The organism is Pseudomonas sp. zjy_15, from assembly GCF_043101865.1.
GTDB lineage: Bacteria > Pseudomonadota > Gammaproteobacteria > Pseudomonadales > Pseudomonadaceae > Aquipseudomonas > Aquipseudomonas putida_Y.
In genome coordinates this window covers 74,285-100,341 of sequence record NZ_JBICII010000016.1, presented here as the reverse complement: position 1 = coordinate 100,341, position 26,057 = coordinate 74,285, and the positions used below count along the sequence as shown (strand labels likewise).

The following is a 26,057-nucleotide window of genomic DNA, read 5'->3' as shown; positions in this document are numbered from 1 at the left end:
TGCCCAACTTTGCCCGTTATCGGATGCCAGTCAGCATATAGATTTTTTTATAGCCAAATAGACTTGTTCGTTATTAGGTTATAACCGCGCATGCCTGGCAGGCGCACCCGATCAACGATCGGTCATCACCACCATGACATGGGCATCGCCACCGTCATCGCTTTCCGACAGGTAGATGTGCCCCACCTGGCTGTCGAAATACGCCGTCTCCTGCGGTCCGATGCTTACCGCTTCTCCGGTCTCGAACTCGATGCGCACGCGTCCGCTCAGCACCAGAGCGAACTCTTGCCCGGGGTGGCGGATAAAATCGTCGAACTGGCCGCGCTCGCGGGCAATGATGCGGGCATAGGCCGGTGTCATGCGCCGCCCGGGGAAGTCCCCGGCAATCGGGTAGTAGTCATAGGTGCCGGTCGAATAGCCCGCCGCAGCTGGCAGTGAATCGACCACCACGGTCACCGGCACAGGCGCACTGACCGTTCCACTGGCGCGAAACAGCTGGGCAATATCGACATTCAGCGCCCGCGCAGCAGCGGCGAGTTTTTCATAGCTGACCGACACCTGCGCCAGTTCCATCTTCGACAACGTGGACAGCGGCACGCCACTGGCCTCGGACAATTGCTTGAGGGTCATCTGGCGCGCCTTGCGCACCTGGCGCAGGCGCTGGCCCACTACTGCACGGTCAAGCTGGGGTAGAGCTGAGGGCATTCAGGGATCTCGGCATGCGGCGTTGGTCGGGCATCTTACCTTGGACACTTGCGCATTTCTAAATTCTCATATATTAGAATTCTTATAAATGATAATTGTCTGGCAGGAACGTGCATGACCCCGACCTACGACACCCTGATCATCGGTGCTGGCATTGCCGGCGCCTCACTGGGCTATCGCCTGGCCGTGGCCGGCCAGCAGCGTGTGCTGTTGCTCGAGCGTGAATCGCAGCCTGGCTACCACTCCACAGGGCGTTCGGCGGCCATGTTCATGGAGGCTTACGGCACCCCACAGATCCAGGCGCTGACCCGCGCCAGCCGGGCCTTCTACGAAGCGCCACCGCAGGGCTTCTGCGAGCACCCGCTGCTGGAGCCGCGAGGCTGTCTGTATGTGGCCGGCCTGGAGCAGCGTGAACTGCTTGAGCAAACTTACGCGCAGAACCTGGCCAATGGCACAGAAGTCAGCCTGCTTGACCGGGACGCGGCCTTGGCACAGGTACCCAGCTTGCGTGGCGAAGCCCTGGCCGGCGCGGTGCTTGAGCCGGGTGCGATGGACCTTGATGTACATGCCTTGCACCAAGGCTTCTTGCGTGGTTATCGCACTGCTGGCGGTGAACTGCGCTGTAACGCCGAGCTCATCCAGGCCAGGTACCTGGACGGCGTGTGGCAGGTGGAGTTGGCCGATGGCAGCCGGCTGCAGGCCCGCCGCCTGGTCAATGCTGCAGGGGCCTGGGCGGACCGTGTGGCCGAGCAGTGCGGGGTGGCGCGCATCGGCTTGCAACCGTGCCGCCGTAGCGCCTTCACCTTCCCCGGCCCGGCGGAACAGGACTTTACCGGCTGGCCTGCGGTGATTGGCGTCGATGAAAGCTTCTACTTCAAGCCGGATGCCGGCCAACTGTTGGGGTCGCCAGCCAATGCCGACCCGGTTGAACCACAGGATGCCGCGCCCGAGGAGTTGGACGTGGCCTTGGGTATCTACAACATTGAAGCCATGACCACCCTGGCGATCCGCCGACCCAGCCACACCTGGGCCGGGCTGCGTTCGTTCGTTGCCGATGGCGACCTGGTGATCGGTTTCGATGCGCATGTCCCCGCGTTTTTCTGGCTGGCGGCCCAGGGAGGCTATGGCATCCAGTCGGCAGCGGGCGCCTCGCGCCTGGCCGCCGACCTGCTGCTGGGCCAGCCCTTGTGTCCCGACCTTGTCAGCCAGGGAGTGGCGCCCGAGCGCCTGTCCCCGGCCCGTTTCCAGCAACCCTGAAAGGAGCATCCCATGAGCAATGACATTCAGCGTTTCCCCAGTAGCCTGCCGTTCCCGTTTTCCCGCGCGGTAAAGGCCGGTGGCTTTCTGTTCCTTTCCGGACAGGTGCCGATGAGCACCGACGGCGAAGTGGTGCGCGGTGATATCCAGACCCAGACACGTGCTGCCTGCGAGCGTATCGCCGAAAGCCTGGCGGCCTGTGGTGCGCGTTTCGACCAGGTGGTAAAGGTCACGGTCTGGCTGTCGGACATGCGCCATTTCGCCGGCTTCAACGAGGTGTACAAGGCGTTCTTCGGCGCGGCGCTACCAGTGCGCTCCACCGTGGCTTCGGCGTTGGCCCTGGGCGTGGATGTGGAGATCGAGGTGCAGGCGTTCGTCGGCGACGCCTGACCGGGCAAAGAGCCCGTGTAGAGGCGACCGTGTGTCGCGCTGGGCTGCAAGGCCGCCCCTACGACAGGTATGCGACGGCAATGACAAAACAACAATAAATCCAGAGGTTCACATGCAAGAGCAGCTGAAGATTGCCGGCGCATTTGTCGGCGTGATCGTGGGGGCGGGGTTCGCTTCAGGGCGGGAACTGTTGTTGTTCTTTGTCGATTTCGGCGTGTGGGGGTTGGCTGGCGCGTTGGTCAGCGCCGCCTTGTTCACCTTCCTCGGCATGGCGTTGGCGGGGCTGGGCAATCGCCAGCAGGCCACCTCGCACAAGGATGTGATCCTGGCCATCTGCGGCCGCCACCTGGGCATGTTCGTCGACTGGTTGATCACCTTTTTCATGTTCGCCGTCACCGTGGTCATGCTGGCCGGTGGTGGTGCATTGCTGGAGCAGCAGTTCGGCATCCCGGCCCTGACCGGCAGCGTGCTGGTGACGCTGGTGGTGGTCGGCATCGTGTGTCTGGACGTGCGCAGGATGATTCTTGCGATCGGCGCCATCACCCCCTTGCTGATCCTGGTGGCGTCGGCGATAGCGCTGTATGCCGTGATCACCCGCGAGCAGAGCTTTGCTGCGCTCGATCAGGTAGCCAGCCAGCAACAGGCCGGCACCCGCCACTGGTTGCTGGGTGCGTTCCTGTATGTGTCGTATAACATCGTCGCGGGCGCGCCGATCCTGGCCATTCTGGGCGGTTCGGCCAAGGGCGAGAAAGCGGCGGTGTGGGGAGGCCTGCTCGGTGGTGCGGCGCTAGGTGGCCTGATGCTGGTGATGAGTGCCGGGCTGCTGTCGCGCCTGGACAGTGTGGCCGACCAGCCGATGCCAATGCTGTCGATTGCCAACGAAGTGTCACCACTGCTGGGGCTGGTGATGTGCCTGATCATCTTCGGCATGATCGTCAACACCGCGGTGGGCACGCTGTTTTCCTTCCTCTCGCGGCTGTTGCCGGCGGGCACGACGACGTTCCGCTGGGGCTCGGTGGTGACCGGGGTGGTGGCGTTCGGCTGTAGCCTGGTGGGGTTCATCAACCTGGTGGGTGAGGTGTACCCGTTCTTCGGTTACCTGGGTTTTGTGCTGATGACGGCGGTATTGCTGGCCTGGGTACGGCGGGGCAGGGCTGCGAAGGCGGTGGCTGCATAAGGGGCTGGTACAGGCGACAACAGGCATAGGCCGTTGCCGCCTGAACCCGGCGTTTAAATCCTGAAGCTGCCCACCAACTGCTTCAAACGCCCAGCCTGCTGGGCCAGCTGATCGCAATGGCGCAGGGTCTCGTTGAGGTTCTCCACCCCCTGCTGGTTCAGGGCGTTGATCTGGGTGATGTCCAGGTTGAGGCTCTCGACCACGGCGGTCTGTTCTTCGGTCGCTGTCGCCACCGACTGGTTCATGCCATCGATTTCGCCAATGCGCTGGGTCACGCTGGCCAGGCGTTCGCCGGCCTGGTTGGCCACCTGCACGGTCTGCTCGCTGGAGACCTGGCTGGTGTTCATGGTATGCACCGCTTCGCGCGAGCCTACCTGCAGGCTGGTGATCATGCGGTGGATTTCTTCCGCCGACTCCTGGGTACGGTGCGCCAGGTTACGCACCTCGTCGGCTACCACGGCAAAGCCACGGCCGGCTTCACCCGCACGGGCCGCTTCAATGGCCGCGTTCAGTGCCAGCAGGTTGGTCTGCTGAGAAATGCCCTTGATCACGTCGAGGATCTTGCCGATTTCGTCGGTGCTGGCGTTGAGCGTTTCGATCTGCGCGCACGACTCGCTGATCCGTTGCGACAGGGCAGTCATGGCGCTGATGGCTTCTTCAACCACTTCACGGCCACCGTGCGCCTGTTCGCTGGCACCGCTGGCATGTTGCGAAGCATCTGCCGCGTTGCGGGCGATTTCCTGGGTGGCGGCGCCCAGTTCGTTGATGGCCGCAGCGACGCTGTTGGTGCGCATGCTCTGTTCTTCAGAGCCGTTGATCGACGCATTGGACGCGCTGACCACTTTCTCCGAAAGGTCATGTACCAGGCGGGTGGCCGAGGACACTTCGCTGATCGAGGCATGGATGCGCTCGACAAAGCGGTTGAACGAGGTAGCCAGTTCGCCGAACTCGTCCTTGTTCTGCACGGCCAGGCGGCGGGTAAGGTCACCTTCGCCTTCGGCGATGTCGCGCATGGCGCGGCCCATGGTGGTCAGCGGGCTCATCAGCACCGGAATCAGCAGGCCGAGCAGGCCGGCAATGGCGGCCACGGCGATCAGCATGGCAATGATCGCCGAGGTGCGAAACTGGCTGAGCGCGGCATAGGCCTTGTCCCTGTCGATCGACAGGCCGATGTACCATTGCGCCGAAGGCAGGCCGGCCACCGGGGCGAACGAGATGATGCGGTCCTGGCCGTCGAGGGTGACATCCTGCATGCCGGCGGCGACCCGCAGGTTGCTGCCTGGGTAGATGTCCTTGAGGTTCTTCATCACCTGGTCTTTATTGGGGCTGACGATCACCTGGCCATTGGCGTCGGCCAGGAAGGCGTGACCGATGCCACCGAAGTCGACCGAGTTGATGATCTCGACGAGGGTGTCGAGGGTCACGTCACCGCCGACCACACCGATCAGTTCGCCATTGCTCTTGCTCTTCACCGGCGTGGCGATGGTCACCATCAGGCCACCGACTGCACCCTGGTACGGGGCGGTCAGCACGGTCTGCCCGGCGTTGGCGGCAGCGCCATACCAAGGGCGCTGCCGCGGGTCGTAACCGGCGGGCATCTGGGCATCCGGGCGCTGGGTGAATCCGCCGTTGGCCTGGCCCAGATAGGTGAACAGGAAATTACGCGTGTAGGACGGCTGCTCGATCAGCCCTGGCAGCGTGTCACCGGCGCCTTGCTGGCCGATGTCCTGGGCCAGGTTCTCCAGCACCAGAATGCGCCCGCTCATCCAGTTCTGCACGCTGCTGGCGGTCAGCGCACCGGACTGTTGTACCGAGGCTTCGATGTTCTGGCGGATGGTGTTGCGTTGCAGGTAGTCGTTGTAGAGCGTGAACAGGGCAAATGCCAAAACCACGACGCCGCAGGCGCTGAGCAGGATCTTGTGGCGAAATTTCAGGTTCATGTTTCGAGACCTTGAGCCAATGAGGGGAGGGCGCAGCGCGCTCATGACGCGATGCGGGGCCTGTCGACCGAGATATCGGCTCAAGGGGTAAAAGATTGAAGTGCTTAGAGAAAATTCTTACAGACGTTTCGACGGACGGCAGTCACCGGTCAGCCAGCTGTTCGATCAGCAGGCGTGCGGCCTGCTGCAGCGGCTGTTGTTTGCGCCACAGGATATGTACGGGCAGTTGCAACTCGTTGCGCGTATTGCGGAAAGCCAGGCGTACCAGGCGGCCGCTGGCCAGCAGCGGCGCGACCCGCGACAACGGTAGATCACCCCAGCCCAGGCCAGCTTCCACCATCTGCAAAGCCAGGTCGAAGCTGTCGCTGGACCAGTGCGTGGCGCCGATCAGCGGGCGAGGGTCAGCCAGCGGCAGGTCGCGGCTGCGCACCAGAATCTGACGCACCTGGGTCAAGTCCTCGAGGTCGTGGATACGCCCCTCACGCAAGGCCGGGTGGGCCGGCGACAAGGTGGCTACCAGCGACTCCATGCCGATGTGCTGAAAGCCGCGGCGGGCATCGACCTGCAGGCCGGCAAAGGCTACGCAGAGGTCGGCACGGCCACTGTCCAGCAAGTGCAGGGCTTCTTCCTGCGGGGCGCTGAGCAGGGCAATGTCCAGCAACGGGTGGCGCTCGCCGAGGCTGGCGATGGCCGCCAGCAGCGGACGGTGATCAATGTCAGGTACCACAGCCAGGGTCAGGCTGCTCTCGAGCCCTTGGGACAGCTCCAGGGCATGAACCTGCAGCAGCCCCAGTTGTTCGGCAATCAGTCTGGCGTGTGGCTCCAGGGCCATGGCCTGTGCGGTTGGGCGAACTTCTCGCGGGCCACGTTCGAACAGGTTGTAGCCAAGTTCTGCCTCAAGGTTGCCAATGGCCATGCTTACGGCTGAAGGCACCCGCTTGAGGGCGCGCGCCGCGGAAGAAAACGAGCCGTGGTCGAGCACGGCCAGAAACAGCTGGATGTTGTCGCTGGAAAAGTTCATGGCAGCCTCCTGTCAGCAGATCTGATAGCTGCTGACTTTTGCTGTCAAGTACGTTGAAGCATGATCGCCCCCTTCGCTTTTTGTCTTTGGAGGGAACCCTGGGTGCAGGGATTGAAACGCAAGCTGGTCTACGTGACTTTCTATGAACTGATCGGGCTGTGCATGTCGACCCTCGGGCTGGCCTACCTGTCAGATACGCAGGCGTCGCATACCGGGCCGCTGGCGGTGATGATCACCACCATCGCCATGCTCTGGAACCTGATCTACAACACCCTGTTCGAGTACTGGGAGCGCCGCCAGGCCAAGCGTGGACGCAGCGTGGCGCGGCGTGTGGTGCATGCCATCGGCTTCCAGTTGACCCTGGTGGTGTACTTGATTCCGCTGATTGCCTGGTGGCTGGGCATGACATTGCTGGAGGCGCTGCTGGTGGATATGGCGTTCATCATACTGGTGCCGTGCTACACCTTTGCCTACAACTGGGCGTTTGATCGGGTGTTTGGCTTGCCAAGCTCTGCCCTGGCCACAACTTGACACAGCCTTGCGCGGCGAAGAAGCCGGTACAGGTTGCCACTAAGGTGGCAGGCGAATGATCAAAGGCGCCTGCTGCTCTACCTGCTGCTCCACCGGCCGCGGTGCACTGGCCAGCAAGCTGTCCTCAACCTGTCCCGACAGGTAATAGACCCCGGCCATGGTCCCGCTCTGGCGGTTCTCCATCAACTCCTGCCATTCCTGGTTCAACGCCACGTTGAGGATCACCCGCAGCTGTTCGACCATCTGCGGGTGGTCACGGTCATGGGTCATCATCCCGTAACCGGCCGTAGCAATTGAAATCATCGCCCCTGCCACCTTGCCCACTGCCGATGCCACCGCACTGGCGATACCGCGTGGGGCCAGGCTGGCGCCGAGCTTTTCGCTGGCCTGGGTGGCCACCGAGTTCAGTCCGACATCGGTCCTGCCAGGGCCTTTGCTGGCCTGCTGATGCAAGTGCTGGCGCATCGCTTGCCAAGCCGGTTGCTGGTCCAGTGACTTGGCCCGCAGCAGCTGATACAGGCTGGCATTGCGCGTATCCGGTGGCCCCAGGGCGATGGCGGGGATACGGTTGAGACGCTGGCTGAATTGTTCCGGCGGCGCGTTGTAGCGGCGGATGATGGCCGGCAGTTGCTGGCCGAGCAGTTGCAGGTACAGCTCGCAGGCGCGGTCGCGGATGCCCTCGGGGTTGATCTGCTCGGCCACCGGCTCGATCACCCGCGCGCGATACTGCTCCTGCAGGTACAGGGCCAGGCGTTTTTCTGCCGGTTCCCGACCCTTGCCGCTGTCGAGCTTGTACCAGGCCACCTTGAGGGTGAGCCATTGCTGGGTCCAGTAGCCCGTGAACCAGGGAATGAAGTCGCGCTCGGTGCGTTGTTGCACCTGCTCCTTCCAGACCCGCATGGAACGACGGGCATAGTCGTTGGCCGAGCCGGCTGCGCCGGCCGAGGCGTCGATCAGTTCCTGATCGATGCGTTGCCAGGCCGCAGGGGTGAGTATTGTGGGCGGCGGTGGGGCAGGGGGGCGCTTGCTGGCACAACCGCCGAGGGCCAGCAGAAGGCATAGCAGCAGGAGGATTCGAGAGCTCACGCGACCGCCTCCCTGGTAGAGGCTGGGCTGGTTCTCGCAGTATAGGGTGGGGTTATCGGGGCTGCTGTGCAGCCCATCGCCCGCCCAGCACCGCTGCAAAGGGTTGCGTGAGCGCGGCCTGGGTGGGAGCGATCGCGTCAGCCTGGTCGGGTTATTCCAGGTCCAGCTTTTCTTCCAGGCGGTCAAGGTGCCTGTGCATCAATCCCAAGGCCGCCTCGGCATCACCTTGCTCCACGGCATCGATGATCGCCGCATGCTCTTCCCACGCACAATGATCGCAGCACGGCGATTCGTAGCGAGCGATGATCAGCGAGGTCATCGGCACCAGCCCATTGAGAAACCGCGCCAGCGGCGCATTGGCCGCCACCTGCGCCAGTTTCAGGTGGAACTCGCCGCCCAGGCGGATCGCCGCGCAGCGTTCGCCACGCTCATGGTGCTGGCGCTCGCGCTCCACCAGTTGCCGTAGCTGGCGTACCTGCACCGGCCGGGCGCGTTGCGCGGCCAGGGTGATCAGCGTGGTTTCGGCCAGACGCCGGGCACTCAGCACCTGGCGTGCCTGGTCTGGGTCAGGCGCGGCCAGATGTGCGGTGTGACTGGGGCGCTGTACCACCACCTGCTGGTCGGACAGGCGCCCGAGCACGCGGCGGATCACCGTGCGGCTGACACCAAATGCATGGCCCAGCGCCTGTTCGGGCAACAGGCTGCCCGGTGGCAGGCGCTGTTCGAGAATGGCGTCGAACAGCCGCGGGTAAATCTGCTCGGCCGACAGACGGGTTTCGCCGGCCGCGAGCAGGGCAGGCAAGTGGGGGACGGCGTTCATGGTCACTCTCCTGAGGTCATGGATGCGGATGTTCGTCCGGGATATTCAGCGCAATGCCCATGCGCAGCCCTTCGGCCACGATGTGCTGACGCATCTGGGCACTGGCCTGGGCGCTGTTGCGTTCGCGAATGGCGCGCACCACCGCTTCGTTCTCCTTCAGTCGCGCGGCCAGGTGCTCTGGCGAGTTGCGCAGCATGTCGGCGCTTTGCTTCAGCGCATTCCCGGTCTGCTGCACCACGCTCTGGAAGATCGGGTTGGTGGTCAGGGCAAACAGCGCTTCATGGAAGGCAATGTAGGCTTTGACCCCGGCTTCGCTGTCATCGGCCTCCAGCGCTTCGCGCATGTCCATCAGGGTCAGGCGCAGCTGACCGATGTCCTGGCTGTTGGCCGACTGCGCCACCAGGCCGACGATGAACGGTTCGAGTGTGTAGCGCAGCTCCAGCACGTCGGCCAGGCTGGCCGCAGCGCTGGTTTCCACACCCGACGCCTGGACATCGGCATCCAGCACCAATACGCCCTTGCCTGGCAACGAGCGCACCAGGCCCAGTGTTTCCAGCACGGTTACCGCTTCGCGCAGGCTGGGGCGGCTGATGCCCAGTTGTTCGGCCAGTTCGCGCTGGCCTGGCAGCATGTCGCCGGTGCGCCATTGGCCGCGGGCCAGGGCCTGGCGGAGCTTTTCGACCACTGAGTTGACGACGGTTGATGAGCTGATCACGTTTCGCTCCTGGAAGGGCCGGCGTCAACGCCGGCCACGTTCGCTCAGAATTCCTGTTGATGGGCGGTGGGTTGCTTGCGGGGTGTGTGGGCAAAGCCAGGCTTGCCGTCGAGCACGTTCTGCGCGCGCTCCAGGTCAATGTCCTTCTCCCAACGGGCAATGGCCACGGTGGCCACGCAGTTGCCGATCAGGTTGGTCAACGCCCGGCCGATACCCATGAACCAGTCCACCGCCAGCACCAGTACCAGGCCTACCACAGGGATCGCCGGTACCGCAGTCAGGGTGGCGGCAAGAATCACCAGTGCCGAGCCTGGGATGCCGTGAGCCCCCTTGGAAGTCACCAGCGACACCAGCAGGATGGTCAGCAGGTCGGTCATTTCCAGTGGCGTGCCGGTGGCGTTGGCGATGAACACGATCGCCAGGGTCAGGTAGATGGAGAAACCATCGAGGTTGAACGAGTAACCTGTGGGGATCACCAGGCCGACCGTGGAACTGCCGATGCCCAGGTGCTCAAGCTTGCGCATGATCTGTGGCAGTACGGCGTCGGAAGAGGCGGTGCCCAGGACGATGGTCAGCTCTTCACGCAGATACTTGATCAACGGCAGCAGTTTAAGGCCCGACAAGCGCATGACGGTGCCCAGCACGATCAGCACGAAGCCGGCACAGGTGAGGTAGAACAGCGCCACCAGCCCGCCCAGGTGCTGCAGCGACTCCAGGCCATACTTGCTGGTGGTGAAGGCGATGGCGCCGAACACGCCGATCGGCGCCAGGCGCACGATCATGCCCATGATGCGGAAGATCACATGGCTCAGTTCGTTGATCAGCCGCGAGATGCCGGCGGCCGAGTCACCCACCAGGTTCAGCGCGCTGCCGAACAGCACCGAGAACAGTAGCACCTGAAGAATGTTGTTGTCGGCGAACGCACCGATTACCGAGCTGGGGATCAGGTCCATGAAGAACGCCGTGGCGCCATGGATGTGCTGGCCGCGCTCGGCCAAGCCGTTGGCATCGGCGGCGGAGAGTTGGTCCAGATGAATATTGGCACCGCTGCCAATGCCACTGCTGAAGGCGAACACCAGGCCGATCACCAGCGCCAGGGTCGTCAGCACTTCGAAGTAGATCACCGACTTCAGGCCGATGCGCCCGACCTTTTTCAGATCGCCCGCACCCGAAATGCCGCTGACCACCACGCAGAACACGATCAGGCCGATGAGCATCTTGATCAGCTTGATGAAGCCGTCGCCGAGGGGTTTGAGTTGCAGGGAGAGGTCGGGGAAGCTCAGACCGCAGGCGATGCCGAGGGCAAGGCCGAGTACGACTTGCAGGAAAATCGAACGCGAGCACCATTTGAGCATGGGAGGAGTCTCTGATCGGTGTCCTTGCTTCGGTAGCCGCACGGGGCGAAAGAGCGCAGGACTTAATTATTGTGGTCTTACCGGTTTGTTCAGCGCGAGGCCATAAAAGCGCGAAAAATCCCTGATTGCAAGGATTTTTGGCCTTACCGGTCTGACCAGTTGTGGGGCAATCCGGCCTGCCATGCTCTAGTTCGGTGCGTGCCGTGAAGGCGGGCGCGTGAAATAGCTCAGGGCTTGGCCAGTGCCTGGTCCACTGCTGCAATCAACTTGCCAAGATCTTTGGGTGGGGCGTTGTGGATGACGCCGAACAGGTAGGCGCGCTGCTCCTCTTCGTCGTCCGGTTCAGCGAAGAAGTCCTTGGTCTTGACGCCCAGCACCTGGGCAAACGCCATGATTGCATCGATGCTGGGGGTGTAGGTGCTGGTTTCGAAACGGCTGATGGTCTTGGGGTCGAAGCCGGTCCGTTCGGCCAGTTGTGCCTGGGTCAGGCCCGCCAGCTTGCGGTAGCGGCGCAGGGCGATACCCAAAGCTGATCTCGTCATCGCTTAATTCCCATTTAGAATCAAGAACTTAACGATATCTATCCATGTGGCGCAACGCCATGATCGATCACCTTTGTTTTATTTATGTGATGAATTTCGTAGAATTCATGGCTTGACCGGTCAGTCATCGTCATCTTCCTTGTACCGTTCGGCCTCGTGCTGCAACGGCAGGAAGCGCTTTTGCCCATTGGAGCGGATCGCCATGAATCGGTTCCGATGGCCGTCGATGAACTGGGTGCCGGCTTGTCATTGAATGGAGTCTCATCGTGCGCCTCAACTTGCCGGTAACCCCGGTCGAGCAACGTTTCCCCCCCCATCAGCGGCTGATTTCTGCTACCGATACCGCCAGCCTGATCACCTACTGCAACCCAGAGTTTGCCGCCATCAGTGGCTACAGCGAGGCCGAACTGATCGGCAGCCCGCATAATCTGGTGCGCCACCCGGATATGCCGCCGGCGGTATACGAGTTGATGTGGCGCTACCTGAAAGCCGGCAAAAGCTGGATGGGTATCGTCAAGAACCGCTGCCGTAACGGCGACTATTACTGGGTCAATGCTTACGTCACGCCCATCCTCGAAGGTGGGCGGGTTGTGGGTTACGAGTCGGTGCGCGTATGCCCTACGCGCGAGCAAGTAGCCCGTGCAGAAGCCCTGTATGCGCGGCTGCGCAACGGCCAGGCGGCATTGCCTGCGTCGCGCCGGCTGAGCTTGCTGATGCAGGCCTTGGCCTTGCCACTGGCCGGCGGGCTGCTGGCGGTGGGTGCCAACCAGTTGTGGCCCGGCCTGGTGGGGCAGGGGCTGACCCTGGGGCTGTTCGTGGGCTGTGGCCTGTGGGCGCGCAACGCCCTCGGGCGGCAGCTACAGCAAATTGTACAGGGCGCCGAAGGTGCCTTCGCCGACCCGGTTGCAGCCTTGACCTACAGCGACCTGACGGGGGCTGCCGGGCAGTTGCAACTGATGCTGATCAGCGAAGAGGCGCGCCTGAAAACTGCCTTGACGCGGCTGAGCGACTTGGCCGGGCAAATGGCCGTGGCTGCTCGCGATGCCGGGCAGTTGTCGCGCAGCACCGAGGCGGCATTGCTGGAGCAACGTGCCGAGACCGACCTGAGCGCCACTGCAATGAATCAGATGGCCGCCTCCATCGGCGAAGTGGCCAACCACGTGCAGTTGACCGCCGCCGAGGCACACACGGCGCATCTGCTGGCCGAGCAAGGTAGCCAGGTGGCCGATGCCAGTGGTGCGGCCATTCGGACCTTGGCCAGTACTGTGAGGCAGATCAATCAGGCAGTCAGCCACCTGGCTGGCCAGACCGGCGCCATTGCCGAGGCCGCCGGGATGATCCGCGGCATTGCCGAGCAGACCAACCTGCTGGCCCTCAACGCCGCCATCGAGGCTGCCCGTGCGGGCGAGCAAGGCCGCGGCTTTGCCGTGGTCGCCGACGAGGTGCGTGCACTGGCCGACAAGACCCGCCAGTCCACCCTGCACATCCAGGCCATCATCGATACCCTGCGCAGTGGCGCCGAGGAAGCCGTGGCGATCGCCAGTCAAGGCATCGACGGTGCCGAGCAGGGCGTTGCCCAAGTGCAGGAAGCCCGGCAGGCGCTGCATGGCATTCGTGACGCGGTTCAGCGCATCAGCGACATGAGCCAGCAGATGGCCACCGCTTCGCAGCAGCAGTCGGCGGTGGCAGAAGACGTTTCGCGGCAGATCAACGGCGTAGCCGGTATTGCCCAGCACAGCGCCCACAGCGCCAACGCCGCCGCCTCGCGCGGTACCGAACTGGAACATGTATGCGCCGGATTGCGCGCCCTGGTGGAGCGCTTCAACCGCTAAGGCAGGATGCTTTATGGATGATAACTATCGCGCGGCCGTGGACGCGGCCGCGATCTTTTCGGAAACCGACCTGCGTGGGAACATTACCTACGTCAATCAGCAGTTCTGCAGCATCTCGGGCTACAGCCGCGAGGAACTGCTGGGGGCCAATCACCGCATCCTCAATTCCGGCCTGCATGAGCCGACGTTCTTTGTCGGCATGTGGCGGGCTTTGGTCGCCGGGCGGGTGTGGAAGGGTGAAATCTGCAACCGCTCCAAGGACGGTTCGTTGTATTGGGTCGACAGCACCATGGTGCCACTGGTCGATCCGCTTTCAGGCCAGGTGCGCAAGTATGTGTCGATCCGCTTTGACGTCACCGAGAAGCGCCAGCTGCTGCATACCTTGCAGTGGCGGGTGGGCCACGATGTGCTCACCGGCCTGCCCAACCGCGCCTATCTGTCCGACCTGCTGAATCAGGCCCTGGCCTACTCGCGTCGTGAAGGTATCTCGCTGGCGGTGTGCATGCTCGACCTGGATGGTTTCAAGGCGGTCAACGACGGCTACGGGCATGCCGTGGGTGACCTGCTGCTGGTGGAAGTGGCGCAGCGCTTGAAGAGCATCCTGCGCGGTGGTGATGCCGTGGCCCGGCTGTCGGGCGACGAGTTCGTGCTGATCCTGCGCGACGTCGACGATGAGTGTCAGTTGCATGCAGCCCTGCAGCGGGTACTGCGGGCATTGGCGGCGCCTTGTGTGGTGCGTGAGCATACGCTGTCGCTCAGTGCCAGTATCGGCGTGACCCTGTACCCGCAGGATGATGAAGATGCCGACACCCTGGTGCGCCACGCCGATCAGGCCATGTATGTGGCCAAGCAGCGCGGGCGCAACCGTTACCATCTGTTCGATGTGTCGCAGGAGCAGGAGCTCAAGGCCACCCACCAGACTGTGGCGCGCGTGCGCCGGGCGCTGCGCAACCGTGAGCTGTGTCTTTATTACCAACCCAAGGTCAACCTGCGCAGTGGCAAGGTACTGGGCTTCGAGGGCTTATTGCGCTGGCAACGGCCTGGCCGTGGCGTGGTGCCGCCCGGCGATTTCCTGCCTTGGGTAGAACAGACCGACCTGATCGTCGAAATCGGCGAGTGGGTGATCGGGCAGGCGTTGAGCCAGTTGCAGGTCTGGCAGTTGCAAGGGCGGCCTTGGTCGTTGAGCGTGAATATCGCCGCGCGGCATTTGCAGCGCAGTGACTTTGCCGAGCGCTTGCAGCAGCTGCTGGCAGCGTACCCGGCGGTGGACCCGGCGCTGCTGGATCTGGAAATCGTCGAGTCAGTGGCCATCGACAACCTGCAGCACGTCAGCCGCTGCCTGGATGCCTGCCGTGCGCTGGGTGTGCGTTTCTCGCTGGACGATTTCGGCACTGGTTATTCGTCGTTGAGTTACCTGAAGCGCTTGCCGACCCAGACAATCAAGATCGACCAGTCATTCGTGCGGGACATCCTTCATGACCAGGACGACCTGGCGCTGACGGAGGCGGTGATCGGCCTGGCCCGGGCGTTTGGCCGCGAGGTGATTGCCGAGGGGCTGGAGAGTGTCGAGCACGGGCGGGTACTGATGGGCCTGGGCTGTGAGCTGGCGCAGGGTTACTGCATTGCCCGGCCGATGCCAGCCAGTGAAGTGCAAGCTTGGGCGCAGGCCTACCGGCAGCCAGTGGAGTGGCGTGACCCTTGAAGGCCATCAGCGGGCGGTGGTCTTGACCCGCACCATCAATCACGGGCAAAAAAACGGCACCTGCAAGAGGTGCCGTTTTTGCATCACGCGGTATTACTTGTGCAGTTCTTCTGCTGCATACAGCGTGTTCTCCAGCAGGCACGCCCGGGTCATCGGCCCGACGCCGCCCGGCACCGGTGTGATCCAGCCGGCGCGTGGCAAGGCAGTCTCGTAGACCACGTCGCCGACCAGCTTGCCGTCTTCCTGGCGGTTGATGCCCACGTCGATGACGATGGCGCCTTCCTTGACCCACTCACCCTTGACCAGGCCCGGCTTGCCGGCAGCCACGACCACCAGGTCGGCACGCCCGACATGGCCGGCCAGGTCCTTGGTGAAGCGGTGGCAGACGGTCACGGTGCAGCCGGCCAGCAGCAGCTCCATGGCCATCGGGCGGCCAACGATGTTGGACGCGCCGACGATCACCGCGTTCATGCCGTACAGGTCCTGGCCGGTGCTTTCCAGCAGGGTCATGATGCCTTTCGGTGTGCACGGGCGCAGCAGCGGAATACGCTGGGCCAGGCGGCCGATGTTGTACGGATGGAAGCCGTCCACATCCTTGTCCGGGCGAATGCGCTCGAGCAGCAGCGAGGCGTCCAGGTGCGCCGGCAGCGGCAGTTGCAGCAGGATGCCGTCGACGGCCGGATCGTCATTGAGACGGTCGATCAGCTCGGTCAGGGCTTGTTGCGTGGTCTCGCTGGGCAGGTCGAACGCCTGCGAAATGAAGCCGACCTCTTCGCAGTCCTTGCGCTTGTGCGAGACATAGACTTGGGAGGCGGGGTCGGTGCCGACCAGGATCACTGCCAGGCCAGGCGTGCGCAGGCCTTGCTGGCGACGCTCCACGACACGTTGAGCGATCTGCTGGCGCAGGCTGGCGGCGATAGCCTTGCCATCGATTAGGTGTGCAGTCATAGACGCGTGATTAACCATCGAGAAGGAACAATAAAGAGCGCGCATTCTCGCACGACATGGGCCAAGGGCAAAGGCGGGTGGTCGGGCAAATCCCCTAAGCCCTTAAATAATTTAAATTTTTTCGAAAAAGGTGTTGACGACTTTCGGGGTCGACTATAAGATTCGCCGCACTTGTCGGGCACAGCCTAGCACTGGTTGGCTAAGTCGGGCAGAATGAGTGGTTTAACAGTTCCTTGTTAGCGTCTCGTTCGGTTAGGCTTCAAGCTTAAGCGCCCGTAGCTCAGCTGGATAGAGCATCCGCCTTCTAAGCGGATGGTCGCAGGTTCGAGTCCTGCCGGGTGCGCCATTAGGCAGCTTTGGCAAGCAAGTAGGCGGTAATGCAATATGGTGGGCGTAGCTCAGTTGGTAGAGCGCTGGATTGTGATTCCAGTTGTCGTGGGTTCGATTCCCATCGTCCACCCCATATTCTTCAAGGGCGCCTCGATAGCATCTGGCGCCTTTGTTTTAAGCGTTACGCGGACGTGGTGAAATTGGTAGACACACTGGATTTAGGTTCCAGCGGCGCAAGCTGTAAGAGTTCGAGTCTCTTCGTCCGCACCATGCTTCTGTAAAGTTGTACCGCAAGACCGCAATATGGTGGGCGTAGCTCAGTTGGTAGAGCGCTGGATTGTGATTCCAGTTGTCGTGGGTTCGATTCCCATCGTCCACCCCATATTCCTGAAAGGCGCCTTGATCGTGAGATCGGGCGCCTTTTTGTTTTGGGTCCGCGTGGCGGTGGTGAGTCGCGTCCCGACCAAAACACCTCCTGCCCCCTTGTAATCCTCTGGTGGCACCCCAATAAAAGCTGTTAGATTTCAGCCGGTTGAAACACCGGTCCGTTTGGCCGGCAAAGGACACCACCATGATTGCGAAAGAAGCCCGTCAGGCCCTGGCGCTGCAGCGCTTTGCCGAAGCCAGTCCGCAGTTGCTCGAGGAGATCCGCGAGCTGGATGCGCGCGAGCAGGCTCAGCAGATCGAATGGGCGTTCGAGGATGCAGCCGCGGAGCAGGGTATCGAGCCTTGGGAGCTGGCGCTGCAATTGATTGCCGAGTCCCCGGAGCAGCTGCAGGCCATGCGCCTGGAAACGCACCGTGAAGTGGCCGAGGCGCTGGGGCTGGAATGGGAGGAATACTGCCAGTTCAACGAAATCGATCCTGAATAAAGGAAGCGAATGCGTTGCTGGTAGTTGTTTGACAAGGTATTTCGGCTGCAGGCCGCCCCGGGCGTCGTGCAGCCCCGATTGGAAGCAGGCTCGGCGGTGCGCCGTGCGGGCCTTTAAGTTAATCGACCGGCGTTGTTTCCCGTCGTCCCGTGTGGGGTGACTTCTGCTGCGTGACTCACTAGAATGTTTGCCCTTGATTCTGGAGTCGGGCTAACGCCGGCTAACGTCTGTGCAACGAGGAATATCCATGCAAGTTTCTGTTGAAAACACTTCCGCTCTCGAGCGCCGCATGACCATCGCCGTTCCGGCCGAGCGCGTCGAGAACGAAGTCAACAAGCGTCTGCAGCAGACTGCCAAGCGCGCCAAGATCGCGGGCTTCCGTCCTGGTAAGGTACCGATGACCGTGATCCGTCAGCGTTTCGAGGCGGACGCCCGTCAAGAGGCTTTCGGTGACCTGGTGCAGGCCTCCTTCTACGAAGCCATCGTCGAGCAGAAGCTGAACCCGGCTGGTTCCCCGGCCGTAGAGCCGAAGTCCTTCGAAAAGGGCAAGGATCTGGAATTCGTCGCCATCTTCGAAGTGTTCCCCGAGTTCACGGTTGCAGGCCTGGAGTCGATCAAGGTCGAACGCCTGAGCGCCGAAGTGGCTGACAGCGACCTGGACAACATGCTGGAAGTGCTGCGCAAGCAGAACACCCGCTTCGAGGCCGTCGAGCGCGCTGCGCAGAACGACGACCAGGTCAACATCGACTTCGTCGGCAAGGTCGACGGTGAAGTGTTTGCCGGTGGTTCGGCCAAGGGCACCCTGCTGGTGCTGGGTTCCGGCCGCATGATCCCAGGCTTCGAAGAAGGTCTGGTTGGCGCCAAGGCTGGCGAAGAGCGCGTTGTCAACGTGACCTTCCCAGAGGACTACCAGAACCTGGACCTGGCTGGCAAAGCCGCTGAGTTCACCATCACCGTCAACAGCGTTTCGGCACCTGTACTGCCAGAACTGAACGAAGAGTTCTTCGCCCAGTTCGGCATCAAGGAATCGACGCTGGAAGGCTTCCGCGCCGAAGTCCGCAAGAACATGGAGCGTGAGCTGCGTCAGGCGATCAAGACCAAGGTCAAGAACCAGGTCATGGACGGTCTGCTGGCCGCCAACCCGATCGAAGTGCCAAAAGCCCTGCTGGAAAACGAAGTCAACCGTCTGCGCGTGCAGGCTGTTCAGCAGTTCGGTGGCAACATCAAACCTGAGCAGTTGCCAGTCGAGCTGTTCGAAGAGCAAGCCAAGCGCCGCGTTGTGCTGGGCCTGATCGTGGCCGAAGTGGTCAAGCAGTTCGAGCTGAAGCCAGACGACGCCAAGGTTCGCGAGATGATCGAAGAAATGGCTTCGGCTTATCAGGAGCCTGAGCAGGTCATCGCCTGGTACTACAAGAACGACCAGCAACTGAACGAAGTGCGTTCGGTTGTGCTGGAAGAACAAGTTGTAGATACTGTTCTGCAGAAAGCGACTGTGACCGACAAGTCGGTCTCGTACGAAGAAGCCGTTAAACCAGCTGAGGCTCCTGCCGCTGCTGAGTAACAGGCTTCTCTCGTAGGAAACCTCCACAAGCCAGCCTTCGAGCTGGCTTGTGCGTATTCAAGCCATGACTATTTGGGAGTGAGCGCAGGACATGTCCCGCAATTCTTATATTCAGCAGAGCTCTGACATCCAGGCCGCAGGCGGCCTGGTCCCGATGGTTATCGAGCAGTCCGCCCGTGGCGAACGCGCTTACGACATCTACTCGCGCCTGTTGAAGGAGCGTGTGATTTTCCTGGTTGGCCCGGTAGAGGACTACATGGCCAATCTCGTCGTTGCGCAACTGCTGTTCCTTGAGGCGGAAAACCCGGACAAGGATATCCATCTGTACATCAACTCGCCGGGCGGTTCCGTCACTGCCGGCATGTCGATCTACGACACCATGCAGTTCATCAAGCCGGACGTTTCGACCATCTGCATCGGCCAGGCCTGCAGCATGGGCGCCTTCCTGCTGGCGGCAGGTGCCAAGGGCAAGCGTCATTGCCTGCCGAACTCGCGCGTGATGATCCACCAGCCGCTGGGCGGCTTCCAGGGTCAGGCCACCGATATCGAGATCCACGCCCAGGAAATCCTCAATATCAAGGCCCGTCTGAACGAACTGCTGGCCTATCACACCGGCCAGGACCTCGAGACCATCAAGCGTGACACCGAACGTGACAACTTCATGAGCGCCTCGCGCGCAGCCGAGTACGGCCTGATCGACTCGGTCTATGACAAGCGGCAACTGGCCTCCTGAACCGGGGGGTCAGAGCAGGTGGGCGTCGAAAGCGCCTACCTGCGGACTTGAAAAAGCCCGCAATTGCCTTCATCTTGTGTTGCAAGCCTACCGGATTGGATCGATCGAATGACTGACACCCGTAACGGCGAGGACAGCGGCAAATTGCTTTATTGCTCCTTCTGCGGCAAAAGCCAGCACGAAGTGCGCAAACTGATTGCCGGGCCCTCGGTATTTATCTGCGACGAGTGCGTCGACCTGTGCAACGACATCATCCGTGAGGAGGTGCAGGAAGCCCAGGCCGAGAGCAGCGCGCACAAATTGCCTTCGCCGAAAGAAATCAGCGGCATCCTGGACCAGTACGTCATTGGTCAGGAGCGCGCAAAGAAGGTGCTGGCCGTAGCGGTGTACAACCACTACAAGCGCCTGAACCAGCGTGACAAGAAGGGTGACGAAGTCGAACTGGGCAAGAGCAACATCCTGCTCATCGGGCCGACTGGCTCGGGCAAGACCCTGCTCGCCGAAACCCTGGCACGTCTGTTGAACGTACCGTTCACTATTGCTGACGCCACCACCCTGACCGAGGCCGGTTATGTGGGTGAGGACGTCGAGAACATCATCCAGAAGCTGTTGCAGAAGTGCGACTACGACGTTGAGAAGGCCCAGATGGGCATTGTCTACATCGACGAAATCGACAAGATCTCGCGCAAGTCGGACAACCCGTCCATCACCCGTGATGTTTCCGGTGAGGGCGTGCAGCAGGCACTGCTGAAACTGATCGAGGGCACCGTGGCCTCGGTTCCGCCGCAGGGTGGCCGTAAGCACCCGCAACAGGAGTTCCTGCAGGTTGATACCCGCAACATCCTGTTCATCTGTGGTGGTGCGTTCTCGGGCCTGGAAAAGGTCATCCAGAACCGTTCCACCAAGGGTGGCATCGGTTTTGGAGCTGAAGTGCGCAGCAAGGAAGAGGGCAAGAAGGTTGGCGAATCCCTGCGTGAGGTCGAGCCGGACGATCTGGTCAAGTTTGGCCTGATTCCGGAATTCGTCGGCCGTCTGCCGGTACTGGCTACCCTTGACGAGCTGGATGAGGCTGCGTTGATGCAGATTCTCACTGAGCCGAAGAATGCCTTGACCAAGCAGTATGCCAAGCTGTTCGAGATGGAAAGCGTTGACCTCGAGTTCCGTAGCGATGCGCTCAAGGCCGTTGCACGCAAGGCCCTGGAGCGCAAGACTGGCGCTCGTGGCCTGCGTTCGATCCTCGAAGGCGTGCTGCTCGATACCATGTACGAGATTCCTTCGAAAAAGGATGTCAGCAAGGTAGTTATCGACGAGAGCGTCATTGAGGGCACCTCGCAGCCGCTGATGATTTACGAAAACAGCGAACCGCAAGCCAAGGCCGCGCCAGACGCCTGATTCAGGCAAAGGCCGGTTCTCGGTTGCAAGCAAGAGGGGGGCCTACGGGCCCCTTTCTGCTTTTCCTGAGCAAGCGCTTGTAATTTCCCAAGCGTGCCCCCACATTAGGTCCAAGCATCATTTCCACCGGTTTCCGGCCATAAGGCCGCTGTAGAGGCGAAATCATGAAGACCACCCTCGACTTGCCTCTTTTGCCATTGCGCGATGTCGTTGTTTACCCGCACATGGTTATCCCGCTGTTCGTGGGGCGTGAAAAGTCCATCGAAGCCCTCGAGGCGGCGATGACGGGCGAAAAGCAGATCCTTCTGCTGGCCCAGAAGAATCCAGCCGACGACGACCCGGGTGAGGACGCCCTGTACCGCGTCGGTACCGTTGCCACCGTGCTGCAACTGCTGAAGCTGCCTGATGGCACCGTCAAGGTGCTGGTCGAAGGCGAGCAGCGTGGTGCGGTCGAGCGCTTCTCCGAAGTTGAAGGGCACATCCGTGCCGAAGTCTCCCTCATCGACGAAACCGACACTGCCGAACGCGAGTCGGAAGTCTTCGTGCGCACGCTGCTGTCGCAGTTCGAGCAGTATGTTCAGCTGGGCAAGAAAGTGCCTGCCGAAGTGCTGTCTTCGCTGAACAGCATCGAAGAGCCAGGGCGCCTGGTCGACACCATGGCCGCGCACATGGCCCTGAAGATCGAGCAGAAGCAGGAAATTCTTGAAATCGTCGACTTGACTACCCGTGTCGAGCACGTACTGGCACTGCTGGATGCCGAAATCGACCTGCTGCAGGTCGAAAAGCGCATTCGCGGCCGGGTCAAGAAGCAGATGGAGCGCAGCCAGCGCGAGTACTACCTGAATGAGCAGATGAAGGCCATTCAGAAAGAGCTTGGCGATGGTGACGAAGGCCACAATGAAGTCGAAGAGCTGAAAAAGCGCATCGAAGCCGCAGGTCTGCCTAAAGATGCCTTGGCCAAGGCCCAGGCGGAGCTGAACAAGCTCAAGCAAATGTCTCCGATGTCGGCCGAAGCTACCGTGGTGCGCTCGTACCTCGACTGGCTGGTGCAGGTGCCGTGGAAGGCACAGAGCAAGGTGCGTCTGGACCTGACCAAGGCCGAGGAAATCCTCGATGCCGACCATTATGGCCTGGAAGAGGTCAAGGAACGCATCCTCGAGTACCTTGCCGTGCAGAAGCGCGTCAAGAAAATCCGCGGCCCGGTGCTGTGCCTGGTCGGCCCACCCGGCGTCGGCAAGACCTCGCTGGCCGAGTCGATCGCTGCCGCCACCAACCGCAAGTTCGTGCGCATGGCCCTGGGGGGCGTGCGTGACGAGGCCGAGATCCGTGGCCACCGCCGTACCTATATCGGTTCCATGCCGGGTCGCCTGATCCAGAAGATGACCAAGGTGGGCGTGCGCAACCCGTTGTTCCTGCTCGACGAGATCGACAAGATGGGCAGCGACATGCGCGGTGACCCGGCCTCGGCGCTGCTGGAAGTGCTCGACCCTGAGCAGAACCACAACTTCAACGACCACTACCTGGAGGTCGACTATGACCTCTCGGACGTGATGTTCCTGTGCACCTCGAACTCGATGAACATCCCGCCGGCGCTGCTGGACCGGATGGAAATCATCCGCCTGCCTGGTTACACCGAGGACGAGAAGATCAACATCGCGGTCAAGTACCTGGTGCCCAAGCAGGTCAAGGCCAACGGCTTGAAGAAGGAAGAGCTGGAAGTCGACGTCTCGGCGATTCGCGACATCATCCGCTACTACACCCGTGAAGCCGGTGTACGGGGCCTGGAGCGGCAAATTGCCAAGGTCTGCCGCAAGGTGGTCAAGGAACATACCGGGCAGAAGCAGGTCAAGGTCAAGGTGGCCAGCGAGCAGCTGGAGCACCTGCTGGGCGTGCGCAAGTTCCGTTATGGCCTTGCCGAGCAGCAGGACCAGATCGGCCAGGTTACCGGCCTGGCCTGGACCCAGGTGGGCGGCGAGTTGCTGACCATCGAGGCCGTGGTCATCCCCGGCAAGGGCCAGTTGATCAAGACCGGCTCGCTGGGCGATGTCATGGTCGAGTCGATTACTGCCGCGCAGACCGTGGTGCGCAGCCGCGCCCGCAGCCTGGGGATTGCCGCCGACTTCCACGAGAAGCACGACGTGCACATCCACATGCCTGAGGGCGCCACGCCGAAGGACGGCCCTAGTGCCGGTATCGGCATGTGCACCGCATTGGTGTCGGCGCTGACGCAGATTCCGGTACGTGCCGACGTGGCCATGACCGGCGAAATCACCTTGCGTGGCCAGGTATTGGCCATTGGCGGGTTGAAGGAAAAACTGCTGGCGGCACACCGTGGCGGGATCAAGACGGTGATCATTCCCGAGGAGAATGTTCGCGATCTCAAGGAGATTCCTGAAAATATCAAACAGGATCTTCAGATCAAACCGGTCAAATGGATTGACGAAGTCCTGCAAATTGCGCTGCAATACGCCCCGGAGCCCTTGCCAGATGTGGCTCCGGAGATTGTCGCGAAAGATGAAAAGCGCGACGGCGATGCCAAGGAAAGAATTAGCACGCATTAGTAGTTTTCGGCTGGGGGGCTTTCCTTGACAGTTTTTTCGAGGCCTTGCTATAAAGCGGCACGCTATTGTCGTCAGGCCGCCCAGCACACGTTTCATAAGCTTTTCATTACATACTTAGAAACAAACTCAATAGAGAAATAAGGGGACTTAGAGTGAACAAGTCGGAACTGATTGACGCTATCGCCGCATCTGCTGACATCCCGAAAGCTGTAGCCGGCCGTGCGCTGGACGCAGTCATCGAATCCGTCACCGGCGCCCTGAAGCAAGGTGACGATGTGGTACTGGTTGGCTTTGGTACTTTCTCGGTCAAGGAGCGCGCCGAGCGTACCGGCCGCAACCCGCAAACCGGCAAGGCCATCAAGATCGAAGCCGCCAAGGTTCCAGGTTTCAAGGCAGGCAAAGGCCTGAAAGACGCCGTCAACTAAGTCGTCTTTCAGCCGGGCCCGGCCTGGCCTGGTCCGAGCACGGTGATGGCGGGGCGCAAACGTTCCCGCCTGACACGTTTGCTAAGAAAAGGCGCATCCTCGGATGCGCCTTTCTTTTATCAGGATTCTACCCACGCTCCGCGGTTGTCGACGCAGTGGTACAGCCGTTTCTGGGGGACGCATGCTGCAAAATATCAGGGACAATTCACAAGGTTGGATTGCCAAGACCATCATCGGCCTTATCGTCGTGTTGATGGCATTGACCGGTTTCGAAGCCATTTTTCAGGCCGCCACTCATAGCCAGGACGCCGCCAAGGTGAACGGCCAGACCATCAGCCAGAACGAACTGAGCCAGGCGGCCGAGATGCAGCGCCGTCAACTGATGCAACAGTTGGGCAAGGATTTCGACCCGGCGCTGCTGGATGACAAGTTGCTGCGTGAAGAAGCACTCAAGGGGCTGATCAGCCGCAAGCTGCTGCTACAAGGCGCTGAAGATGCCAAGTTCGCTTTCTCTGACGCCGCACTGGATCAGGTGATCTTGCAGACCCCTGAATTCCAGGTGGACGGCAAGTTCAGCGCTGAGCGTTTCGATCAGGTGATCCGCCAGATGGGCTACGGCCGCATGCAGTTCCGCGAGATGCTTGGCGAGGAAATGCTCATCGGCCAACTGCGCACCGGCCTGGCCGGTAGCAGCTTCGTCACCGATCAGCAGGTCGATGCCTTTGCTCGCCTGGAAAAGCAGACCCGCGACTTCGCCTCCCTGACCTTCAAGGCCGACCCGGCCGCAGTCAAGGTCAGCGACGAAGAGGTCAAGGCGCACTACGACCAGCACGCCAAGGAGTTCATGTCGCCTGACCAGGTCGTGATCGACTACATAGAGCTGAAGAAGTCGGCCTTCTTCGACCAGGTCAAAGTGACCGACGAAGAGCTCAAGGCCCAGTACGAGAAGGAAATCGCCAACCTGGCTGAACAGCGTCATGCCGCGCACATTCTCATCGAGGTCAACGACAAGGTCACCGACGCCCAGGCCAAGGCCCGCGCCGAAGAGATCGAGCAGCGTCTGGCCAAGGGTGAGGACTTTGCCGCACTGGCCAAGGAGTTCTCCCAGGACCCAGGCTCCGCCAACAGCGGTGGTGACCTCGGCTTCGCCGGCCCGGGCGTCTACGACCCGGCCTTCGAAGAGGCGCTGTACAAGCTTCAGGATGGCCAGGTATCTGCTCCGGTGCGCACCGAGTTTGGCTACCATCTGATCAAGCTGCTGGGCGTGCAGGCGCCAGAAGTACCGAGCTTCGCCAGCTTGAAGGACAAGCTGACCCGTGATCTGAAGATGCCGCTGGTCGAGCAGCGTTATGTCGACGCCAGCAAGCAGTTGCAGGATGCTGCCTACGAGGCTTCCGACCTGGCTCAGCCGGCCCAGGACCTGAACCTCAAGGTACACACCTCCGCCGCCTTCGGCCGCGAGGGTGGTGAAGGCATTACGGCGAACCGTTCGGTGGTGCAGGCTGCGTTCTCTGAAGAAGTGCTGGATGAGGGTGCCAACAGCAACGCCATCGAGCTCGACCCTGAGACCACCGTGGTGCTGCGCGTCAAGGAGCACCGCAAGCCAGAGCAACTGCCGCTGGAAGCTGTGGCCAAGAACATCAGGGAGCACCTGGCCAAAGAGAAGGCGACTGCCGAGCTCAAGGCCAAGGCGGACAAGCTGATTGCCGGCCTGCGCGACGGTTCCATCGCAGCAGGCAGCGTGCACGAAGGGCAAGGCTGGAAAGCCTATGAAGCCGTCACCCGTGGTGAGGACGGTATTGATCCGGTCGAACTGCAGGCACTGTTCCGTCTGGGCAAGCCGCAAGCCAAGGGCAAGCCTGTTTACGGCAGTGTAGTGCTGCGTGACGGTAGCCTGGTGGTGTTGCAGCTCAAGGGTGTGAACGAAGGCGCTACCGCCACCGACGAAGAGAAGCAGCAGATTCGCCGCTACCTCGCGTCACGTGCTGGCCAGCAGGACTTTGCCGCTTACCGCAAACAGCTGGAAGCCAATGCAGACATCACTCGTTACTAAGGTGTTCGTTGCATGAAGAAACAGGCCGCTTCGTGCGGCCTGTTTCGTTTTCGCCAGCCGCGCGGACGGTGATTGTCGAAGACCACACCGCCTCAGGGGCGGCGCCGACC

21 protein-coding genes, 4 tRNA genes and 3 pseudogenes are annotated in these 26,057 nt (G+C 61.6%); 18 read left to right on the top strand and 10 right to left on the bottom strand.

Annotated features, from left to right (window positions below):
• Positions 1 to 111: 111 nt before the first annotated feature.
• On the bottom strand, positions 112 to 705 hold the full coding sequence (locus ACF8EF_RS02090; RefSeq protein ID WP_176683968.1) for a helix-turn-helix domain-containing protein: 594 nt from the start codon (positions 703 to 705) through the stop codon (positions 112 to 114).
• A gap of 114 nt (positions 706 to 819) precedes the next feature.
• Between ACF8EF_RS02090 and ACF8EF_RS02085 the strand changes: the two genes are divergently transcribed.
• The 3 genes from ACF8EF_RS02085 (at position 820) to ACF8EF_RS02075 (ending at position 3,529) form a co-directional block, all read left to right on the top strand.
• Positions 820 to 1,962 (top strand): FAD-binding oxidoreductase, encoded by a 1,143-nt coding sequence (locus ACF8EF_RS02085; protein WP_176683967.1) that lies wholly within the window; start codon positions 820 to 822, stop codon positions 1,960 to 1,962.
• A gap of 12 nt (positions 1,963 to 1,974) precedes the next feature.
• Positions 1,975 to 2,352, top strand: coding sequence for a RidA family protein (locus ACF8EF_RS02080; RefSeq protein ID WP_176683966.1), 378 nt, complete (start codon positions 1,975 to 1,977; stop codon positions 2,350 to 2,352).
• A gap of 112 nt (positions 2,353 to 2,464) precedes the next feature.
• Complete coding sequence (locus tag ACF8EF_RS02075) at positions 2,465 to 3,529, top strand: hypothetical protein (RefSeq protein WP_176683965.1); 1,065 nt, start codon at positions 2,465 to 2,467, stop codon at positions 3,527 to 3,529.
• Positions 3,530 to 3,582: 53 nt separating this feature from the next.
• Here ACF8EF_RS02075 and mcpA (ACF8EF_RS02070) read toward each other — a convergent pair.
• The 3 genes and pseudogenes from mcpA (ACF8EF_RS02070) to ACF8EF_RS02060 form a co-directional block, all read right to left on the bottom strand.
• Positions 3,583 to 4,179 (bottom strand): annotated as a pseudogene (gene mcpA, locus ACF8EF_RS02070) (methyl-accepting chemotaxis protein McpA); the annotation flags it as partial.
• A gap of 258 nt (positions 4,180 to 4,437) precedes the next feature.
• Positions 4,438 to 5,469: pseudogene (gene mcpA, locus ACF8EF_RS02065) on the bottom strand (methyl-accepting chemotaxis protein McpA); the annotation flags it as partial.
• Between the two features lie 142 nt (positions 5,470 to 5,611).
• On the bottom strand, positions 5,612 to 6,490 hold the full coding sequence (locus tag ACF8EF_RS02060; protein WP_176683963.1) for a LysR family transcriptional regulator: 879 nt from the start codon (positions 6,488 to 6,490) through the stop codon (positions 5,612 to 5,614).
• A gap of 102 nt (positions 6,491 to 6,592) precedes the next feature.
• Between ACF8EF_RS02060 and ACF8EF_RS02055 the strand changes: the two genes are divergently transcribed.
• On the top strand, positions 6,593 to 7,021 hold the full coding sequence (locus ACF8EF_RS02055; RefSeq protein WP_176683962.1) for a PACE efflux transporter: 429 nt from the start codon (positions 6,593 to 6,595) through the stop codon (positions 7,019 to 7,021).
• Positions 7,022 to 7,060: 39 nt separating this feature from the next.
• On the opposite strand, the gene ACF8EF_RS02050 is transcribed toward ACF8EF_RS02055, so the two are convergent.
• From ACF8EF_RS02050 to ACF8EF_RS02030, 5 genes are all read right to left on the bottom strand, one after another.
• On the bottom strand, positions 7,061 to 8,107 hold the full coding sequence (locus ACF8EF_RS02050; protein ID WP_176683961.1) for a hypothetical protein: 1,047 nt from the start codon (positions 8,105 to 8,107) through the stop codon (positions 7,061 to 7,063).
• A 151-nt stretch (positions 8,108 to 8,258) separates the two neighbouring features.
• Positions 8,259 to 8,927, bottom strand: coding sequence for a GntR family transcriptional regulator (locus ACF8EF_RS02045; RefSeq protein ID WP_176683960.1), 669 nt, complete (start codon positions 8,925 to 8,927; stop codon positions 8,259 to 8,261).
• Between the two features lie 16 nt (positions 8,928 to 8,943).
• Positions 8,944 to 9,642, bottom strand: a complete 699-nt coding sequence (locus tag ACF8EF_RS02040) for a FadR/GntR family transcriptional regulator (RefSeq protein ID WP_176683959.1) — start codon at positions 9,640 to 9,642, stop codon at positions 8,944 to 8,946.
• Between the two features lie 44 nt (positions 9,643 to 9,686).
• Positions 9,687 to 10,997 carry a C4-dicarboxylate transporter DctA gene (locus ACF8EF_RS02035; protein ID WP_176683958.1) on the bottom strand — a complete coding sequence of 437 codons (1,311 nt, stop codon included), beginning with the start codon at positions 10,995 to 10,997 and terminating at the stop codon, positions 9,687 to 9,689.
• 227 nt (positions 10,998 to 11,224) lie between these two features.
• On the bottom strand, positions 11,225 to 11,539 hold the full coding sequence (locus ACF8EF_RS02030; RefSeq protein ID WP_010953232.1) for a helix-turn-helix domain-containing protein: 315 nt from the start codon (positions 11,537 to 11,539) through the stop codon (positions 11,225 to 11,227).
• Positions 11,540 to 11,805: 266 nt separating this feature from the next.
• Here ACF8EF_RS02030 and ACF8EF_RS02025 point away from each other — a divergent pair.
• From ACF8EF_RS02025 to ACF8EF_RS02015, 3 genes and pseudogenes are all read left to right on the top strand, one after another.
• A pseudogene (locus ACF8EF_RS02025) lies at positions 11,806 to 12,135 on the top strand (PAS domain-containing protein); the annotation flags it as partial.
• 117 nt (positions 12,136 to 12,252) lie between these two features.
• Positions 12,253 to 13,371 carry a methyl-accepting chemotaxis protein gene (locus ACF8EF_RS02020; RefSeq protein ID WP_370844330.1) on the top strand — a complete coding sequence of 373 codons (1,119 nt, stop codon included), beginning with the start codon at positions 12,253 to 12,255 and terminating at the stop codon, positions 13,369 to 13,371.
• A gap of 13 nt (positions 13,372 to 13,384) precedes the next feature.
• Positions 13,385 to 15,073 carry a bifunctional diguanylate cyclase/phosphodiesterase gene (locus tag ACF8EF_RS02015; protein WP_176683956.1) on the top strand — a complete coding sequence of 563 codons (1,689 nt, stop codon included), beginning with the start codon at positions 13,385 to 13,387 and terminating at the stop codon, positions 15,071 to 15,073.
• A gap of 93 nt (positions 15,074 to 15,166) precedes the next feature.
• Here the strand turns inward: ACF8EF_RS02015 and folD are convergent, their stop codons facing one another.
• The gene (folD, locus tag ACF8EF_RS02010) at positions 15,167 to 16,021 is read right to left on the bottom strand and encodes a bifunctional methylenetetrahydrofolate dehydrogenase/methenyltetrahydrofolate cyclohydrolase FolD (protein ID WP_003250234.1); all 855 of its coding nucleotides are present in this window, start codon (positions 16,019 to 16,021) and stop codon (positions 15,167 to 15,169) included.
• Between the two features lie 269 nt (positions 16,022 to 16,290).
• Here folD and ACF8EF_RS02005 point away from each other — a divergent pair.
• The 11 genes from ACF8EF_RS02005 (at position 16,291) to ACF8EF_RS01955 (ending at position 25,947) form a co-directional block, all read left to right on the top strand.
• Positions 16,291 to 16,367: transfer RNA gene (locus tag ACF8EF_RS02005), tRNA-Arg, on the top strand.
• Positions 16,368 to 16,408: 41 nt separating this feature from the next.
• Positions 16,409 to 16,484 (top strand) — tRNA-His (locus ACF8EF_RS02000).
• A 52-nt stretch (positions 16,485 to 16,536) separates the two neighbouring features.
• Positions 16,537 to 16,621: transfer RNA gene (locus ACF8EF_RS01995), tRNA-Leu, on the top strand.
• A gap of 36 nt (positions 16,622 to 16,657) precedes the next feature.
• Positions 16,658 to 16,733: transfer RNA gene (locus ACF8EF_RS01990), tRNA-His, on the top strand.
• A 189-nt stretch (positions 16,734 to 16,922) separates the two neighbouring features.
• Complete coding sequence (locus tag ACF8EF_RS01985) at positions 16,923 to 17,222, top strand: DUF6388 family protein (RefSeq protein ID WP_176683955.1); 300 nt, start codon at positions 16,923 to 16,925, stop codon at positions 17,220 to 17,222.
• 247 nt (positions 17,223 to 17,469) lie between these two features.
• On the top strand, positions 17,470 to 18,783 hold the full coding sequence (gene tig, locus ACF8EF_RS01980; RefSeq protein ID WP_103444061.1) for a trigger factor: 1,314 nt from the start codon (positions 17,470 to 17,472) through the stop codon (positions 18,781 to 18,783).
• A gap of 91 nt (positions 18,784 to 18,874) precedes the next feature.
• On the top strand, positions 18,875 to 19,516 hold the full coding sequence (clpP, locus tag ACF8EF_RS01975) for an ATP-dependent Clp endopeptidase proteolytic subunit ClpP (RefSeq protein ID WP_003259400.1): 642 nt from the start codon (positions 18,875 to 18,877) through the stop codon (positions 19,514 to 19,516).
• A 108-nt stretch (positions 19,517 to 19,624) separates the two neighbouring features.
• Positions 19,625 to 20,908 (top strand): ATP-dependent Clp protease ATP-binding subunit ClpX, encoded by a 1,284-nt coding sequence (gene clpX / locus ACF8EF_RS01970; RefSeq protein WP_003250242.1) that lies wholly within the window; start codon positions 19,625 to 19,627, stop codon positions 20,906 to 20,908.
• Positions 20,909 to 21,072: 164 nt separating this feature from the next.
• Positions 21,073 to 23,469: an endopeptidase La gene (gene lon, locus ACF8EF_RS01965; RefSeq protein ID WP_176683954.1), complete on the top strand. Its 2,397-nt coding sequence runs from the start codon at positions 21,073 to 21,075 to the stop codon at positions 23,467 to 23,469.
• 152 nt (positions 23,470 to 23,621) lie between these two features.
• A complete protein-coding gene (hupB, locus tag ACF8EF_RS01960) occupies positions 23,622 to 23,894 on the top strand; it encodes a nucleoid-associated protein HU-beta (protein ID WP_003250246.1) in 273 nt (90 codons plus the stop codon).
• A gap of 181 nt (positions 23,895 to 24,075) precedes the next feature.
• A complete protein-coding gene (locus ACF8EF_RS01955; RefSeq protein WP_209964870.1) occupies positions 24,076 to 25,947 on the top strand; it encodes a SurA N-terminal domain-containing protein in 1,872 nt (623 codons plus the stop codon).
• Positions 25,948 to 26,057: the final 110 nt, after the last annotated feature.